The organism is Candidatus Anaeroferrophillus wilburensis (genome assembly GCA_016934315.1).
Lineage (GTDB): Bacteria > Desulfobacterota > Anaeroferrophillalia > Anaeroferrophillales > Anaeroferrophillaceae > Anaeroferrophillus > Anaeroferrophillus wilburensis.
Map to the genome: position 1 here is coordinate 106,783 of JAFGSY010000020.1, position 14,440 is coordinate 121,222.

Sequence of the window (14,440 nt, forward strand, 5' to 3'; positions counted from 1 at the left end):
CATCAAGATGTTCTTAAGATGGGCTAAATTTCCGGTTAAGACGAAAAGAGCCATTCCCCTAGGAATGGCTCTTTTCGTCATTGTACAGCAAGTACACGCTCTTCTTTTGCCGGTCAGGCAGGCCAGGCTCCCATTAGACTGGCAATGAGCCAAAACCGCTGTTAAACATCTAAAAGTTTTCTATTGACGAAAGACAGGTTCTACTCGTGGCGCAGGGCATCGATGGGATCAAGACGGGCTGCCTTTCTGGCCGGGAAAAAGCCAAAAACAATACCGACCGCCGCGGAAAAGAGAAAGGCGATGACCATGATGCCAAGGTTGAAAACAAAGGGGATGTTCAAGAGGCTGGCAAGGCCGATGGAGGTCGATAGGGCGAGGACAATACCAATGATGCCACCGAAGGAGGAAAGCACCACCGCCTCCACCAAAAACTGCAGCAGCACCTCACGTTCGAGGGCGCCGATTGCCAGCCGAATGCCGATCTCTCTGGTTCGTTCGGTCACTGAGACAAGCATGATATTCATGATGCCGATCCCACCCACCAGCAGACTGACCGCCGCCACCGCGCCCAGCAGACTGGTGAGTATCTGGGTGGTACCGGTGAGCATTCTGGTAATTTCCTTCATGTCGCGCACCTGGAAATTATCATTTTCCGAACCTGAGACATGGCGGCGTTCGCGCAGCAGGTACTCGATGTCGCTTTTGGCTTTGTCCGTTGACCGGCCCTCTGCCACGGAAACCTGGATCAGACCGATATCCTGATTACCGGCAATCCGCCGCTGAAATGTGCGCAGCGGCACTAGGACGAGATCATCCTGATCAGAACCGAACGTGGACTGGCCCTTGGCCTCCAGCACACCGATAATCTGACAGGAGAAACTGCCTAGACGAATCTTGTTGTCAAGCGGGGCCTGCCTGCCGAAAAGCTCTTTGGCCACCGTAGCCCCGATAACGCAGACCGCCTTGCCGGAACGCAATTCCGTATCAAGAAATTGGCGGCCGGTCTCAATCGTCCAGTTGCGCACGGCAAAGAACTGGTTGTCAACACCAGAAACCGTGGTGGACCAGTTGGCATTGCTGTAAACCGCGGTGATTTTTTGGGAAGATGAAGGGGCAACGGCGGTGATGGCAGGGATCTCCCGGTAAAGAGCTTGAACATCGGCAAGATCAAAAGGCGGCGCCGCCGATGTCTGTCCGGCACCCATGTGCTGGCCAACCCGGATCATCAGCAGGTTGCTGCCCAGACTGGCTATCTGCTCGGTAACCTGGGCCGTGGCACCGGCACCGATGGTAACCATAACAATGACCGCAGCCACGCCGATAACAATGCCGAGAATGGTCAGAAACGAGCGCAGGACGTTGCGCCGAATCTCCCGGAGGGCAAGAAGCAAGGTATTAGTCAGCATCAGCCCACCTCCCCATTGCTCTTATCAACCCATACCAGTCCATCCCGAAATTGCACCACCCGTCTGGCAAAACGGGCCATTTCCTGCTCGTGGGTGACCATGATAATCGTGATGCCCCGATCCCGGTTGAATGAGGTGAGCAGTTCCATAATCTCAAGGCTGCGGGCCGTATCAAGGTTGCCCGTCGGTTCGTCGGCCAGCAGTACGGCCGGTTCGGTAACGATGGCCCGGGCAATGGCCACCCGCTGCTGCTGGCCGCCTGAAAGCTCACCCGGCGTGTGAGCTTCCCAGCCGGTCAGGCCCACGGCCGCCAAAGCACCGGTGGCCCGGCGGTGACGCTCCTCGCTTTTGATCCCCCGGTACAGCAGGGGCAGTTCAACATTTTCCAGGGCCGACGTGCGATTCAGCAGGTTGAATCCCTGGAAGACAAACCCCAGATAATGGCGCCGCAGCAAAGCCCGTTGATTTCTGGTCAAGGAACCAACCGCAACGTCCTTGAACAGGTATGCACCGTCTGTCGGCGTATCGAGACAGCCGAGAATGTTCATGCAGGTTGATTTGCCGGAACCGCTCGGCCCCATGACCGCAACGAATTCACCCTCGTCAATGCGCAGATCGACCCCCCGCAGAGCCCGCATGGCCGCCGTCCCACTGCCGTACACCTTGGTTACTCCCTGCAGTTCCACCAAGGAATGATGCTCCGGATGGGAATTGCCAGCCATACTCACTTCCTTTTACTGACTGATTCAAGGATCAACGGCATATCTGGGCTGATGTCGCCGCTGATAATTTCGGTCATAACGCCGTTGGTGGCGCCGGTGGTAACCGGGACTGCCACCGGCTGGTTGTCGCGCAAGGTCCAGACTCGCTGCGTTTTCCGGCCGGTACTTTCAGCACTTTTCCGAGGCCCGGTGCGGGCAGGACGGGGAAAGAGTTTGCTCAGCAGGCTGCCGCCCGCCTTGGCGGCAGATTTTACTTCCGGCTGAGGCGGAAGATACCGCAAGGCGGCATTTGGCACCAGCAGGGCATCAGTAACCTGTCTGACCACGATATCTGCCGTGGCGGTCATGCCGGGGCGCAGGGAGAGGTCTGAATTGTCAACATTGAGAACGGTCAGATAGGTCACCACCCCTTCAGAAGACTGGGAACCGTAGCGCACCTGAACAATATGGGCGGGAAAGGTGCGATCCGGATAGGCATCCACCATAAAAGTACCCTGCTGTCCCTCCCTTACCTGCCCCACATCAGCCTCATCCACATCCACATGGAGTTCCATCTTGGTCAGATCCTCTGCCAGGGTGAAAAGCACTGGAGCCTGCAGGGACGCGGCCACCGTCTGCCCCGGCTCGACGCTGCGTTTGAGAACCACGCCGTTGATCGGTGAAACAATGATCGCCTTTTCCAGGTTGGTCTGGTCAACCCGAAGTCTTGCCTCCGCCTCGGCGATATTGGCCCGAATCATAGCTTCACTTGCCCGGGCACGTTTGAGTACCGCCTCGGCCGCATCGAAATCATGCACCGAGGGTATCCTGCCCCCGCTGAGTTCACGGGTCCGGGCTAACCGCTCCAACTCCTTTTCGGCTTCAAACAGGCTGGCCTGGGCCTGGTGCAGGTTGGCCCGGGACGATGCCACGGCGGCCCGCGACTGGTTTGCCTGGGCTTCAAGCTTGGTGGTATCGATTCTGGCCAGCACTTGGCCGGCCTTGACAACATCGTTGTAATCCACTGCCACGGATGCGATGGTGCCGGAAACCTCGGAGCCCACATCCACCTGATTGGTCGGCTGCAGGTTGCCGGTGGCAGTGACGGTGACGGTAAAATCACCGCGCTGCGCCGCCACGGTCTGGTACTCTATTGCCTGGTCATTGCGCCCCGTAATCCATCGAAGGGAGACAACAATGACCACCACCAGCAGCACGCCCCAAACCAGCAGGCGATTAAGATGTTTGTTCCTGCCGGCGGACGGCTCCAGTCCCAGGGTTTTTTTCAGGTCAGCGCTGCCAGCCATCTCTGTTGTGTTCATGGTCTTTTTTATCCTTTTCCCGGAAATTGCAGGGTTGACGATGAACGCCATCCCCCTCCAAGGACCTTGTACAGCCGAACCAGGTTTGCGGTGACCATGCCATCACTTTCGGCCAGCTGATCTTCAAAGGAGAGCAGCGACCGCTGGGCGTCCAGCACTGCCGCAAAGTCCACTAGACCGGCATGGTACTGAATCGCCGCCAACGCTTCAACCTGGCGGGCGGCATCCACTGCGTCAACCAGCCGCTCCCGGCGCAGCTGCTCTTCGGCATAGGCGGCAAGGACGTTCTCCACCTCTTCCAAGGCGCCCAGCACTGCCGCTTCGTAGGCACACACATACTGCTCTTGGATCGCAGACTGTACCTCAATGTTTTGCCGAATGGCTCCCGCATCGAAGATGTTCCATGACACACGGGGACCGATGCTCCAGTTCTTACTGGTGGAGGTGAACAACTCGGTTGAAGAGAGGGATTCCAGGCCAATGGAGCCGGCCAGTCGGAATTTTGGGTAAAGATCTGCCGTAGCTACCCCGATGCGGGCCGTCTGGGCGGCAAGATCGTATTCCGCCCGCCGGATATCCGGCCGCTGCCGCAACGCTTCAGCCGGCACCCCGACGGCCACCATCGGAGGGATGACCGGAATCGGCCGGGCTTCCGCCAACAGCTCATGGACACTGCCTGGCACTGCCCCGGCCAGGACGGCCAACCGGTTTTTTGCCTCTTCCAGGCTGCTGCGCAGTGTAGGAATCCGGGATCTGGTGCTCTCCAGATTATAGCGCGCCTGCTGCAAAGCCAATTGATCACTGAGTCCGGCCTGGCAGCGCGCGTTGACCAAGTCAAAGGTCTGCTGCTGCATGGCCAGATTGCTTGCAGCAATGGCAAGGCGACTCTGCAACGTACGGGTATCCAGGTAATTCAGGGCGATCTCGGCAGTCAACGACACCAGGACGTCGCGCAGACCCTCATGGCTGGCGGCAAGCTCCGCCTCGGCCGCCTCCACAGTGCGCCGCACACCACCGAAGATATCCACTTCCCAGCCGGCATCAAGACCGACAACATAGAAGTTGCGCGTCGGGCCACCGCCGCTGCTTTGACTTCTGGTGACCAACCCGCTGGCATCCATGGCAGGAAGCTGCGCAGCCCGACTGATGCCCCGGCGGGCACGGGCCTCCCGCACCCTGGCCACAGCCAGCTGCAGATCGAAATTATTGTCAACCGCCTGTTCGATAAGACTGGTCAGAACTGAATCATTAAGAACCTCCCACCAGCTGGACAGCTGGTGGACATCCGCCGCCTCTCCTGACAAACCCTGCCTGAGTTCCGTATGCCAGGCAGCCGGAACACTGCGCTCCGGCGGCGCATAATCGGGACCGACAGCTGCACAACCGGCAAAGAACAGGAAGAATGAGAGCTGCAGCACCGCAACAAGGCGACGCCATAGATAGGCCTTTCGCTGGTTGTGCCACCCGAGACATGATGGGATCATGACATGGTCACCTTATTACCTCTGCTGTCAGGCGGGACAAGCAACCAAGGGGAAAAAGCATCTTCAATACCAGTCAATGGTCAGAGAAGCTGCCATCAACACTCTTCTTCTGCATGCACTAGCTCACTGTTTTGCCGCCACCTTGGCCCAGGAATCGCGCAGGGTGACCGCCCGGTTGAAGACCGGCGACTCGGCTGTCGAACTGCGGACATCGGCACAGAAATACCCCAGCCGCTCAAACTGAAACGGCTGACCGGTCGGCAGGTCCACCACGCTTGGTTCCACCTTGCAACCGTCCAGGATTTCCAGGGAGCCGGGATTGAGAAAAGCGGTGAAGTCGGAGCCATCCCTCTCGCCACCCGGGTTGGGATGGGTGAACAGGCGATCATAGAGACGCACCTCGGCATCCCGGGCATGGCTGGCGGATACCCAGTGAATGGTCCCTTTGACCTTGCGGCCGTCAGGCGAGGAACCGCCCCGGGTCTCAGGGTCATAGGTACAGTGAACTTCCAGCACCTCCCCGGTCTGCTCATCTTTGACCACCCGCTCGCAGGTGATGTAGTAGGCATAGCGCAGCCGCACCTCCCGACCGGGGGTCAGACGGAAAAATTTCTTCGGCGGCTCTTCCAGGAAGTCATCCCGCTCGATATAAAGCTCACGGGAAAAAGGCAGCAGCCGGGTACCAGCCGCCGGGTCCTCGGGATTATTGATCGCTTCCAGCTCCTCCATCCGGCCTTCAGGATAATTGGTGATCACCACTTTGAGCGGCCTCAGGACGCCCATCAGCCGCAGCGCTCGGCGGTTCAGATCCTCACGCAGACAGTGTTCCAGCAGCGCCAGATCCACCGTACTGTCTTTTTTGGCCACCCCGATCCGATCGCAGAAATCCCGGATTGCCTCCGGGGTAAAACCACGCCGGCGAAGACCGGCAATGGTGGGCATCCGGGGATCATCCCAGCCGCTCACCAGCCCCTGTTCCACCAGCTGCAGAAGTTTCCGCTTGCTCATCACCGTATAGCTCAGATTAAGGCGGGCAAACTCAATCTGCTGGGGATGGCAGGAAACCGGCAGCTGATCGAGAATCCAATCATAGAGGGGACGATGATCTTCAAATTCCAGGGTACAGATGGAATGGGTAATGCCTTCAAGGGAGTCGGACAGACAATGGGCGAAATCATACATGGGATAGATGCACCACTGACTCCCGGTCCGGTGATGCTCGGCGCGCAGGATGCGGTAGATAACCGGGTCCCGCATGTTGAGATTCCCTGAACGCATGTCGATCTTCGCCCGCAGCACCCGGGAACCGTCGGGAAACTCGCCGGCCCGCATGCGGGCGAAGAGCTCAAGGTTTTCCTCCACCTGCCGGTTCCGGTAGGGACTGTCTTTCCCCGGCTCGGTGAGGGTGCCGCGATAGGCTCTTACCTCCTCAGGTCCCAGATCGCAGACATAGGCTTTCCCAAGCTCGATCAACTGAACCGCATAGTCGTAAAAATCGGCAAAATAGTCAGAGGCAAAAAACTGCCGTTCCCCCCAGTCAAAGCCAAGCCAGCGGACATCCTCCTTGATCGACTCCACATACTCAACCTCTTCTTTACTGGGGTTGGTATCATCGAAACGCAGGTTGCAGAGGCCGCCGTTTCTGGCCGCCAGGCCAAAATTGAGACAGATGGACTTGGCATGGCCGATGTGCAAGTAACCGTTGGGCTCCGGTGGAAACCTGGTCAGCACCCGGCCGTCATGCTTGCCGCTTTGCCGGTCAGCAGTGATAATCTCCTGAATAAAATTACCAACTACGCTCTTGTTTACATTTTCTCCTGCCATGGATCTCTCGTTCCCAAACTAAAAAAAGTTGCAACTTACTTAAAACAACAACATTAATCACATAACCGGCAAGCTGTCAGCCAATGCTGAAACCATCGCTGACAGCCTTGGCGATCAGCAGTACAAGTGGCGTCAGATGAAAGAAAAGGTCAAAAATATCAAGCGGCCTCTTCAGTGTCCCCTGCTTCAGCATGATCAGCTTTTCCACTACGTGGGGCATGGGATAGAAAGGCGCCAGCAAAGCAACAACGGCAATCAGCGCCAGCACTGGATAGGAGATGCTATCGAGAAAATTCCCCATAGGTTATTGTTTTCCTTATCGTCAGAAGGAAAGACACGTCATTCCTTGGCTTGCCGGATAACCATAAGTATGCCATACTCGAAAAAAGAAATCATCTCATTTTCCGGAGTTCTCATGCAGGAAGATCGCGTCAGCATTCCCCTCGGGCACGGGCTGCCCCCGGTTTCCGGGATTATGACCCTGCCAACGGCATTCCAACCGGGAACGGGCACCGGCATCATCATTGCCCACGGCGCAGCCAACACCATGGAACTGCCCCTGCTGGTGGCCTTCACCCGCGGGCTTGCCAAGGCTGGATACCCCTCGCTGCGTTTTAACTTTCCCTACAGCGACCAGAGGAAAAAATCTCCTGACCCACAAATGGTCCTGGAGCAAACCTGGCTGGCAGCCAGCCATTTTTTTGCCCGCAGTCCGCAGTACAAGCCGGCAGCAATTGTCGGCGCCGGCAAATCGATGGGCGGCCGGGTCATGGCCCAGCTGATGGCCAAAAAGGCAATGAGACTTGAGAAACTGATTTTTCTCGGCTATCCATTGCACGCCCCCGGCCGTAAAGAACAGCTGCGCGCTGCCCACCTCTATGAGATCATCGTACCGCAGCTTTATTTTGCCGGCACCAGAGACAGCCTCTGTGATCTTGGCAGCATGCAGACCGTCTTGAACAAGCTGCCGGCTCCCTGGAAACTGGAGATCATCGAGGGCGGCGATCATTCATTTCATCTGCCGAAAACAATGGGCAGAGAAGAGGCCGAGGTCTTCAAGACAATCATCGAAAAAACGATCAGGTGGCTGACATGAACGACACAACGCACATGGGAACCCCCCTTGTCTGCTTTTCCCACGGCAAGGAGAGCGGCCCATGGGGAATAAAGATCAGACAATTGGCGGCCATTGCCCGGCTGGCTGGCTTTGAGGTTGAAAGCATTGATTACCGCGGCCTGGATGACCCCGATGTGCGGGTTGAGAAATTGCTTGAACAAAGGTCCACGGAGGATGATGCTTTGCTGGTTCTGGCAGGCTCAAGCATGGGGGGTTACGTTGCCGCCGTGGCGGCTGAAACCCTGAAACCGGCCGGACTGTTCCTGATGGCTCCAGCAATCGCCATTCCCGGATTCGGCCGCAACCAGGATCCGGTGCCGGCGGCCGGGCAGACAGCGATTATCCACGGCTGGCATGACGAGATCATCCCCCCTGCCCTTATTATTGATTATGCTGGACGCCACGCCCTCCCCCTGCATCTCCTTGACGACAGCCACCGGCTGGTTACCGTGCTGCCGGCGGTGGAACAGCAGTTCGCCCTCTTTCTCCAGAATATTCTGCGCCGTGACAAACAAAGATAGTGCATCCCTCGACAACAGGTAAAACTTTTTATACATATCAAATAACAGCTATATGCTGATATTATTTATCAAGCCATTGACAAAACAATGTTTTCCTATTACTGAAGGATAAGAAAAACCATCATCAACCAGTCCGGCAGGAAAAGGAGGGATTATGGAAGCGTCAAGCAGAAAGATCATTATGTTTACCACGATCACCGTTATGGCATGCCTGTTCATGCTCAGCTGTGCCACCACCAGGAAACCCGCCAACGTCGACAGCCAGGCTGCTATTGAATGGCAGCTGACTGACCAGGCGGAAATCACCTCTTTTACTAGCGAAATGGGTACTTTCAAAAATGATCCGGCCCTGACCTATACGGTATCGGTTAAAAACACCACGACGACCCCTCAACGCTATCGCCTGAATATTTTTCTCCTCGACCAGGATAAGGCCGCCGGTCACCTGATCCCCCGGACGGGCAAACCGCCGGTCGTCAACCCCGGCGAAACCGTTACGGTCAAAGTACCGTTCATCAAAACAACCACCGACTCGAAGAAATTACTGGTTGTCCTGAAAACCATGGCCAACTGATGCAGGCAACACCTTAACTTTTTTTGCAGGAGAAACCATCATGAGTAAAAAATCGATCCCCATTTCCACCTTGGTGGCAATTATAGGCTTTATTTTCACCCTCGGTATCCAGCCAGTCGGCGCCAGGACAAACTTTGTTTCCATTGGCACCGGCGGCACCGGCGGCGTCTACTATCCCTATGGCGGCGGGGTTGCTGAAATCTGGACCAAGCATGTCAAGGGAGTCAAAGCGGTTGCCGAAGTAACCGGCGCCTCGGTGGAAAACACCAAGCTCTGCGACCGGGGTGAAACCCTGTTCGGGGAGATCATGAGTGATGTTGCTTTCCAGGCCTACACCGGCACCGGAAAATTTGATGGCAAACCCCAGAAAATCCGCGGTATGTTTGTCATGTACCCCAATGTTTTTCATATTGTCACTCGCCAGGATTCAGGTCTTGCCTCCATTTCCGACCTTAAGGGCAAGAAGGTATCCGTCGGTGCCCCGGGCAGCGGTACGGAGTTCATGTCCAACCTGATTCTGCAGGAATCCCTCAACATCCCCTACAGTTCATTCGATGTCTTCAGATTGTCGTTCAATGAAAATGCCAACGCCCTGAAAGACAATTCCATTGATGTGGGCATCTGGTGTGTGGCACCGCCCACCTCATCAATCATGGATTTGGCCACCACCCACGCCATTAAGGTCATCCCCTTCAGCAAGGAGGAGATTGATCAGGTGACAGCCAAGTTTCCCTTCTACGCCCCCTACGCCCTGCCGGCCAATATTTACAAAGGCCAGGATCAGGATGTCTATACGGCTTCGGTCTGGAACACCTTCATCTGCAATGCCGACCTGGATGAGGAACTGGTCTACAAGCTGACCAAGGCGGTCTTTGAAAACCAGGAATACCTGATGAAAATCCATCCCTTTGCCAAGTACACGACCCCGGAAAATGCGGTAAAATACTCCGCTATCCCACTCCATCCCGGAGCCATCAGATATATTCGCGAACAAGGGGTTAAGGTGTCGGCACAATTGATTGCCCAGTAACTCGATGACAAGCATGGTTTTACCTGCTGTCAGTCTCTCGACAGCATCCCACAGTTTTTCCATGGACCCGGTGGCCAGCGGCCGCCGGGTCCAGAGCAATAAAAAACATGCGCGAGCAATTAGGTCCTATTCCGGCTGCCAGCTGGTGGTTTGCCGGCATCATAGTGTTGCTGCTGACCATAACGGGCTGGGCAGCCGAACCACAAGGATCACGGCTGATAATTCGCGATTTCAGCCAGGGGCGAATCATTGCCGCTTTGGCAGTCAAGCCCGGCGAAACGTTTGTCATCCGCTATATTCACTCGGTTGATAAGAAACCCATTTTTGAACGTTTTCGTCTTGACCCCGACATCGGCCTGGTTCTGGAAAAAACCTGGTTCACCATGTTTGGCGCCGGTCTGGGACACTGGGAAGGGCACGGTCACCTGACCCAGTCTGGCGGCTGGATCACCATTGATAACATCGAATATCCGGTAGGCAACTTTATCCTGCGTATCGGATCGCCGGGTGTTGACCATACAATTATCTATCGGGAAAAGGAGATCAACCTGTCGGCCCTGGCTCCCGGATGCCGGGCCATCGTTGAGTTTAAACAATGAATTCTGAAACAATCGTTATTGAGGAAAATACCGCCAGTTCCCGACGCAACCTGCGGGGTCTAACCGCTCTTTTCATTACGGCAACAGCAGTCGGGCTCTCTCTCTTCCAGCTCTATACCGCCGGCATTGCCCCCTTGGCAGCCATTTACCAACGCTCGGTTCACCTGACCCTGATCATGGTCCTGGTATTTGCCCTCTACCCGCCCATAAAGGCTGCATCCCAGAACCGGGTTGACCTGTTTATGGTCCTCGACTGGCTGTTGATTCTGCTGACCTTGACCATCGGCGCCTATATCTGGATTGAATTCAATAGTATTGTTGAACGGCAGGGGGACTGGACCACCACCGATGTGGTGATGGGGACCATCGCTTTGCTGCTGCTGTTGGAAGCCACCCGCCGGGTAATCGGCTTTTTCATGGCCGCCATTGCCATTATTTTTCTCCTTTTCACCTATTTCGGCCCCTGGATGCCAGAGATGCTGGCCCACAAAGGCTACAGCATCGAGCGGATCGTCACCACCCTCTACCTGACTACCGAGGGAATCTGGGGTCTGCCCACTGGGGTCGCCGCCACCTTTGTCTTCGTTTTCATCCTCTTCGGCTCCTTTCTCGAACTGACCGGCGGCGGTGATTTCTTCATTGACCTGGCCTACAGCCTGACCGGCAGACTTGCCGGCGGACCGGCGAAAACAGCCATCCTGGCCAGCGGTTTCATGGGCTCGGTTTCCGGGTCCGCGGTCGCCAACGTGGTAACCACCGGTTCGTTCACCATTCCGATGATGAAAAAGGTGGGCTACAAACCCCATATTGCCGGAGCCATAGAAGCTGCAGCATCCACCGGGGGGCAGATCATGCCGCCGATTATGGGCGCCGGGGCCTTTCTGATGGCGGAATTCACCAACACCTCCTATCTCTATATCGTCAAAATTGCCATCGTCCCGGCAATTCTCTACTATCTCAGCGTCTTTTTCTTTGTCCATTTCGAAGCCAAAAAAGAGGGCTTCAAACCCATGGCCAAAGCCGATCTGCCGGCTTTCTGGCCGACGATGAAAAACGGGCTGCATTTCCTCCTGCCGGTGATCATCCTGATCTACGTGCTGTTCAACAACTACAGCCCAATGATGGCCGGCTTTGTCGCAGTTGTTTCAACCCTGGCCACCTCCATGCTTCGCCGGGCCACCCGTCTCAACTTCAAAGAGATTATTGCCGGCCTTGAAACCGGAGCCCGCAATGCCATGATGGTATCGGTGGCCTGCGGCTGCGCCGGGATTATTGTCGGGTGCGTCAGTCTCACCGGCCTGGGACTCAAATTTTCCAGCCTGGTGGTTTCCCTGTCGGCCGGCAGTCCGCTGCTGGCCATCATCCTCATCGGCCTGGCCTCCCTGGTCCTGGGCATGGGTCTGCCGGTGACCGCTTCCTACATTGTCCTGGTCATTCTCGCCGGCCCGGCCCTGATGGATCTCGGTCTGCCGATCATCGTCGCCCACATGATCGTTTTCTGGTACAGCCAGGATGCCAATGTCACGCCACCGGTTTCGCTGGCCTCTTTTGCCGGCGCCGGGATTGCCGGCGCCTCGCCGCTGAAAACCGGCTTTGCCTCCTGGAAAATCGCCAAAGGGCTGTATGTCATCCCCATTGTCATGGCTTACCGGCCGCTGCTGGGCAATGGCCCGCCAATGGAAGTAATCCTGACCATGCTGTTCACCACCCTCGGGCTGGTGGCCTTCACCAGTTTTCTCGAACGTTTTCTGATCAAACGCCTAAATATTATTGAAACCATACTCATGGGCAGTGCCGCCCTGGGGCTCCTCTGGCCCCATTACGGCATCAGCGCCGGCGGCGCCCTGCTCCTCGCCGGGCTGGCCGGTCGCCAGTGGCTTGATGGAAAACGTTGAGGTTACCATTATCGGGGCCGGCGTTGTCGGGCTGGCGGTCGCCGCCCAACTGGCGCCAAGCCTCGGGCACCATCTGCTGGTCGTGGAAAAGCATGATCGGTTTGGCGTCGAAACCAGCAGCCGCAACAGTGAAGTCATCCACGCCGGCATTTACTATCCATCGACATCGGCCAAAGCCCGGCTGTGCGTCAGAGGCAGGCGGTTACTCTACGACCTCTGCCGGCGTCATGCCATCGCCCATCGGCAACTGGGAAAGCTGATTGTCGCTGCCAACCGCATGGAGGAGGAGCAGCTCGCCCTCATTGTGCAGCGGGGGTTTGAAAACGGGGTTGATGATCTGAGCATCATCACCGGGGAACATGCCAGCCGGCTGGAACCGGCAGTGCAGGCTCAGGCTGCCATCCTCTCACCATCAACCGGCATTATCGATTCCCATCAGCTGATGCGCTGCTATTATCAGCAGGCAAAAAGCCAGGAGGTGCTTTTTGCCTTCGGCACCACTATTGAAACAATCCAGCCGGCCGCCTCAGGATTCACCCTGAAAACTGCCCCCGATGGCTATGCTTTTCGCTCAAAAACTGTTATTAACTGCGCCGGACTCGGAGCTGGTGACCTCAGCCGCCAAGCCGGGCTTCCAACCCCACCGCTCTACTACGCCAAAGGGACCTATTTCAGTTATAGCGGCACATCACCCGTCAACCGCTTGATCTATCCTGCACCCTCGCCCACCGGCCATGGTCTGGGAATTCACGCCACCCTTGACCTCGGTGGCCGGTTGCGCTTCGGTCCTGACCTCCAGTATCTGCCGGAACCGGATTATCTGGTTGATGAAACCAGGAAAGTCCTCTTCCATCAAGCGGTCAGCCGCTATCTGCCAGCCCTTGAGATAAACCGGCTGGCTCCGGATATGGCCGGCGTCCGCCCCCGGTTGCAAGGACCTACGGACGATTTCCGGGATTTTATCATTCGTGATGAATCAACCTCCGGCTTGCCCGGGTTCATCAACCTGCTGGGCATTGAATCGCCGGGCCTGACAGCGGCCCCGGCCATCGCTGAAGAAGTCGCCAACCTGCTTGCTTATGGCGGCTAGCACTCACCCACACCTTTTCACCCCTTCTATATTGACTTCACTCCTGCCATTCACTATAGTTAACCACAAGACATGATGGGGGCTTGCACCTCATGCCCTGCACATCACGCCTAGGACTTAACAAACGTATTGGCAGAAAAAATCATGCATGACCTTGCAAACTCTCCCGTCTTCACCTGGGTGGTCGTTCCACTGCTCATTTGCCTTGCAAGAATCATCGATGTATCTCTGGGAACGCTGCGCATCATTCTTGTCTCCCGGGGGATGAAGGTGGTTGCTCCCATCCTTGGATTCTTCGAAATCCTGATCTGGTTGTTTGCGCTTGGCCAGATCATGCAGAATCTAACCAACGTTACAAACTATTTCGCCTATGCACTCGGCTTTGCCATCGGCAATTATCTTGGCATCAGTCTTGAGCAGAAGCTCGCCATGGGTAAGGTCATAGTCCGGGTAATTACCGGTCGTGATGCTTCTGAGTTGATTGCTTTCCTGAGAAAGGAAGACTTTAGTCTTACCGTGGTTGAAGCAGAGGATTCTACGGGTCCGGTGCATTTGCTCTTCACCGTCATCAAACGTTCCCAATTACCTTTCGTAACCATGTATATCAAGCGTTTCAATCCCCGAGCATTCTACTCGGTCGAGGATGTCCGCTTCGTTTCTGGAGGCATCTTCTCGGCCACCGATTATCGGTGGCGACCAAGCATCTCCGGACTGATTGGAGCTAAAAAGGTGAAATAGCCTTCAAAACCGATTTGCCAGCCAGACTTCATTGATGACCCTATTTATGAAGAATTGGCAGGAATGATTGAAAAACTGACATGCAAGATATTGATTGTGCCTAGCGGTATTGTCGGTTTCTCTTAAGGGCTTGACAGTC

Annotated in this window: 14 protein-coding genes; 8 read left to right on the forward strand and 6 right to left on the reverse strand. The window is 56.1% G+C overall.

All coding sequences use genetic code 11. The annotated features are described in order from the left end of the window. Nucleotides 1-200: 200 nt before the first annotated feature. From JXO50_05000 to JXO50_05025, 6 genes are all read right to left on the reverse strand, one after another. Nucleotides 201-1,406, reverse strand: a complete 1,206-nt coding sequence (locus JXO50_05000; GenBank protein ID MBN2332449.1) for an ABC transporter permease — start codon at nt 1,404-1,406, stop codon at nt 201-203. Continuing rightward, nucleotides 1,406-2,128, reverse strand: a complete 723-nt coding sequence (locus tag JXO50_05005; protein ID MBN2332450.1) for an ABC transporter ATP-binding protein — start codon at nt 2,126-2,128, stop codon at nt 1,406-1,408. The genes JXO50_05000 and JXO50_05005 overlap by 1 nt, the downstream gene beginning before the upstream one ends. 2 nt (nt 2,129-2,130) lie before the next feature. Next, nucleotides 2,131-3,429: an efflux RND transporter periplasmic adaptor subunit gene (locus tag JXO50_05010; protein MBN2332451.1), complete on the reverse strand. Its 1,299-nt coding sequence runs from the start codon at nt 3,427-3,429 to the stop codon at nt 2,131-2,133. A gap of 8 nt (nt 3,430-3,437) precedes the next feature. After that, complete coding sequence (locus tag JXO50_05015) at nt 3,438-4,913, reverse strand: efflux transporter outer membrane subunit (protein MBN2332452.1); 1,476 nt, start codon at nt 4,911-4,913, stop codon at nt 3,438-3,440. Between the two features lie 123 nt (nt 4,914-5,036). Continuing rightward, nucleotides 5,037-6,737 (reverse strand): glutamine--tRNA ligase/YqeY domain fusion protein, encoded by a 1,701-nt coding sequence (locus tag JXO50_05020; GenBank protein ID MBN2332453.1) that lies wholly within the window; start codon nt 6,735-6,737, stop codon nt 5,037-5,039. 76 nt (nt 6,738-6,813) lie between these two features. Beyond that, entirely contained in the window at nt 6,814-7,038 is a 225-nt protein-coding gene (locus JXO50_05025; GenBank protein ID MBN2332454.1) for a hypothetical protein, read from the reverse strand. Between the two features lie 114 nt (nt 7,039-7,152). On the opposite strand from JXO50_05025, the gene JXO50_05030 reads away from it, so the two are divergent. From JXO50_05030 to JXO50_05065, 8 genes are all read left to right on the forward strand, one after another. Next, on the forward strand, nt 7,153-7,833 hold the full coding sequence (locus JXO50_05030) for a dienelactone hydrolase family protein (GenBank protein MBN2332455.1): 681 nt from the start codon (nt 7,153-7,155) through the stop codon (nt 7,831-7,833). A 14-nt stretch (nt 7,834-7,847) separates the two neighbouring features. Continuing rightward, nucleotides 7,848-8,375: an alpha/beta fold hydrolase gene (locus JXO50_05035; GenBank protein ID MBN2332456.1), complete on the forward strand. Its 528-nt coding sequence runs from the start codon at nt 7,848-7,850 to the stop codon at nt 8,373-8,375. A gap of 154 nt (nt 8,376-8,529) precedes the next feature. After that, a complete protein-coding gene (locus tag JXO50_05040) occupies nt 8,530-8,949 on the forward strand; it encodes a hypothetical protein (GenBank protein MBN2332457.1) in 420 nt (139 codons plus the stop codon). Nucleotides 8,950-8,989: 40 nt separating this feature from the next. Next, entirely contained in the window at nt 8,990-9,979 is a 990-nt protein-coding gene (locus tag JXO50_05045; GenBank protein ID MBN2332458.1) for a TAXI family TRAP transporter solute-binding subunit, read from the forward strand. A 107-nt stretch (nt 9,980-10,086) separates the two neighbouring features. After that, nucleotides 10,087-10,578: a DUF1850 domain-containing protein gene (locus JXO50_05050; protein ID MBN2332459.1), complete on the forward strand. Its 492-nt coding sequence runs from the start codon at nt 10,087-10,089 to the stop codon at nt 10,576-10,578. Further along, entirely contained in the window at nt 10,575-12,473 is a 1,899-nt protein-coding gene (locus JXO50_05055; protein ID MBN2332460.1) for a TRAP transporter permease, read from the forward strand. The genes JXO50_05050 and JXO50_05055 overlap by 4 nt, the downstream gene beginning before the upstream one ends. Next, nucleotides 12,460-13,563, forward strand: coding sequence for an NAD(P)/FAD-dependent oxidoreductase (locus JXO50_05060; GenBank protein MBN2332461.1), 1,104 nt, complete (start codon nt 12,460-12,462; stop codon nt 13,561-13,563). Before JXO50_05055 ends, JXO50_05060 begins: the two co-directional genes overlap by 14 nt. 129 nt (nt 13,564-13,692) lie before the next feature. Next, nucleotides 13,693-14,301, forward strand: a complete 609-nt coding sequence (locus tag JXO50_05065; protein MBN2332462.1) for a DUF2179 domain-containing protein — start codon at nt 13,693-13,695, stop codon at nt 14,299-14,301. Nucleotides 14,302-14,440 lie beyond the last annotated feature (139 nt).

Excerpts from the sequence above, each read along its gene's own strand:
- JXO50_05015 (MBN2332452.1), bottom strand. The coding sequence starts at position 4,913 with ATGATCCCATCATGTCTCGGGTGGCACAACCAGCGAAAGGCCTATCTA.
- JXO50_05000 (MBN2332449.1), bottom strand. The coding sequence starts at position 1,406 with ATGCTGACTAATACCTTGCTTCTTGCCCTCCGGGAGATTCGGCGCAAC.
- JXO50_05050 (MBN2332459.1), top strand. The coding sequence starts at position 10,087 with ATGCGCGAGCAATTAGGTCCTATTCCGGCTGCCAGCTGGTGGTTTGCC.
- JXO50_05035 (MBN2332456.1), top strand. The coding sequence starts at position 7,848 with ATGGGAACCCCCCTTGTCTGCTTTTCCCACGGCAAGGAGAGCGGCCCA.
- JXO50_05005 (MBN2332450.1), bottom strand. The coding sequence starts at position 2,128 with ATGGCTGGCAATTCCCATCCGGAGCATCATTCCTTGGTGGAACTGCAG.
- JXO50_05025 (MBN2332454.1), bottom strand. The coding sequence starts at position 7,038 with ATGGGGAATTTTCTCGATAGCATCTCCTATCCAGTGCTGGCGCTGATT.
- JXO50_05020 (MBN2332453.1), bottom strand. The coding sequence starts at position 6,737 with ATGGCAGGAGAAAATGTAAACAAGAGCGTAGTTGGTAATTTTATTCAG.
- JXO50_05060 (MBN2332461.1), top strand. The coding sequence starts at position 12,460 with ATGGAAAACGTTGAGGTTACCATTATCGGGGCCGGCGTTGTCGGGCTG.
- JXO50_05055 (MBN2332460.1), top strand. The coding sequence starts at position 10,575 with ATGAATTCTGAAACAATCGTTATTGAGGAAAATACCGCCAGTTCCCGA.
- JXO50_05030 (MBN2332455.1), top strand. The coding sequence starts at position 7,153 with ATGCAGGAAGATCGCGTCAGCATTCCCCTCGGGCACGGGCTGCCCCCG.
- JXO50_05010 (MBN2332451.1), bottom strand. The coding sequence starts at position 3,429 with ATGAACACAACAGAGATGGCTGGCAGCGCTGACCTGAAAAAAACCCTG.
- JXO50_05040 (MBN2332457.1), top strand. The coding sequence starts at position 8,530 with ATGGAAGCGTCAAGCAGAAAGATCATTATGTTTACCACGATCACCGTT.
- JXO50_05045 (MBN2332458.1), top strand. The coding sequence starts at position 8,990 with ATGAGTAAAAAATCGATCCCCATTTCCACCTTGGTGGCAATTATAGGC.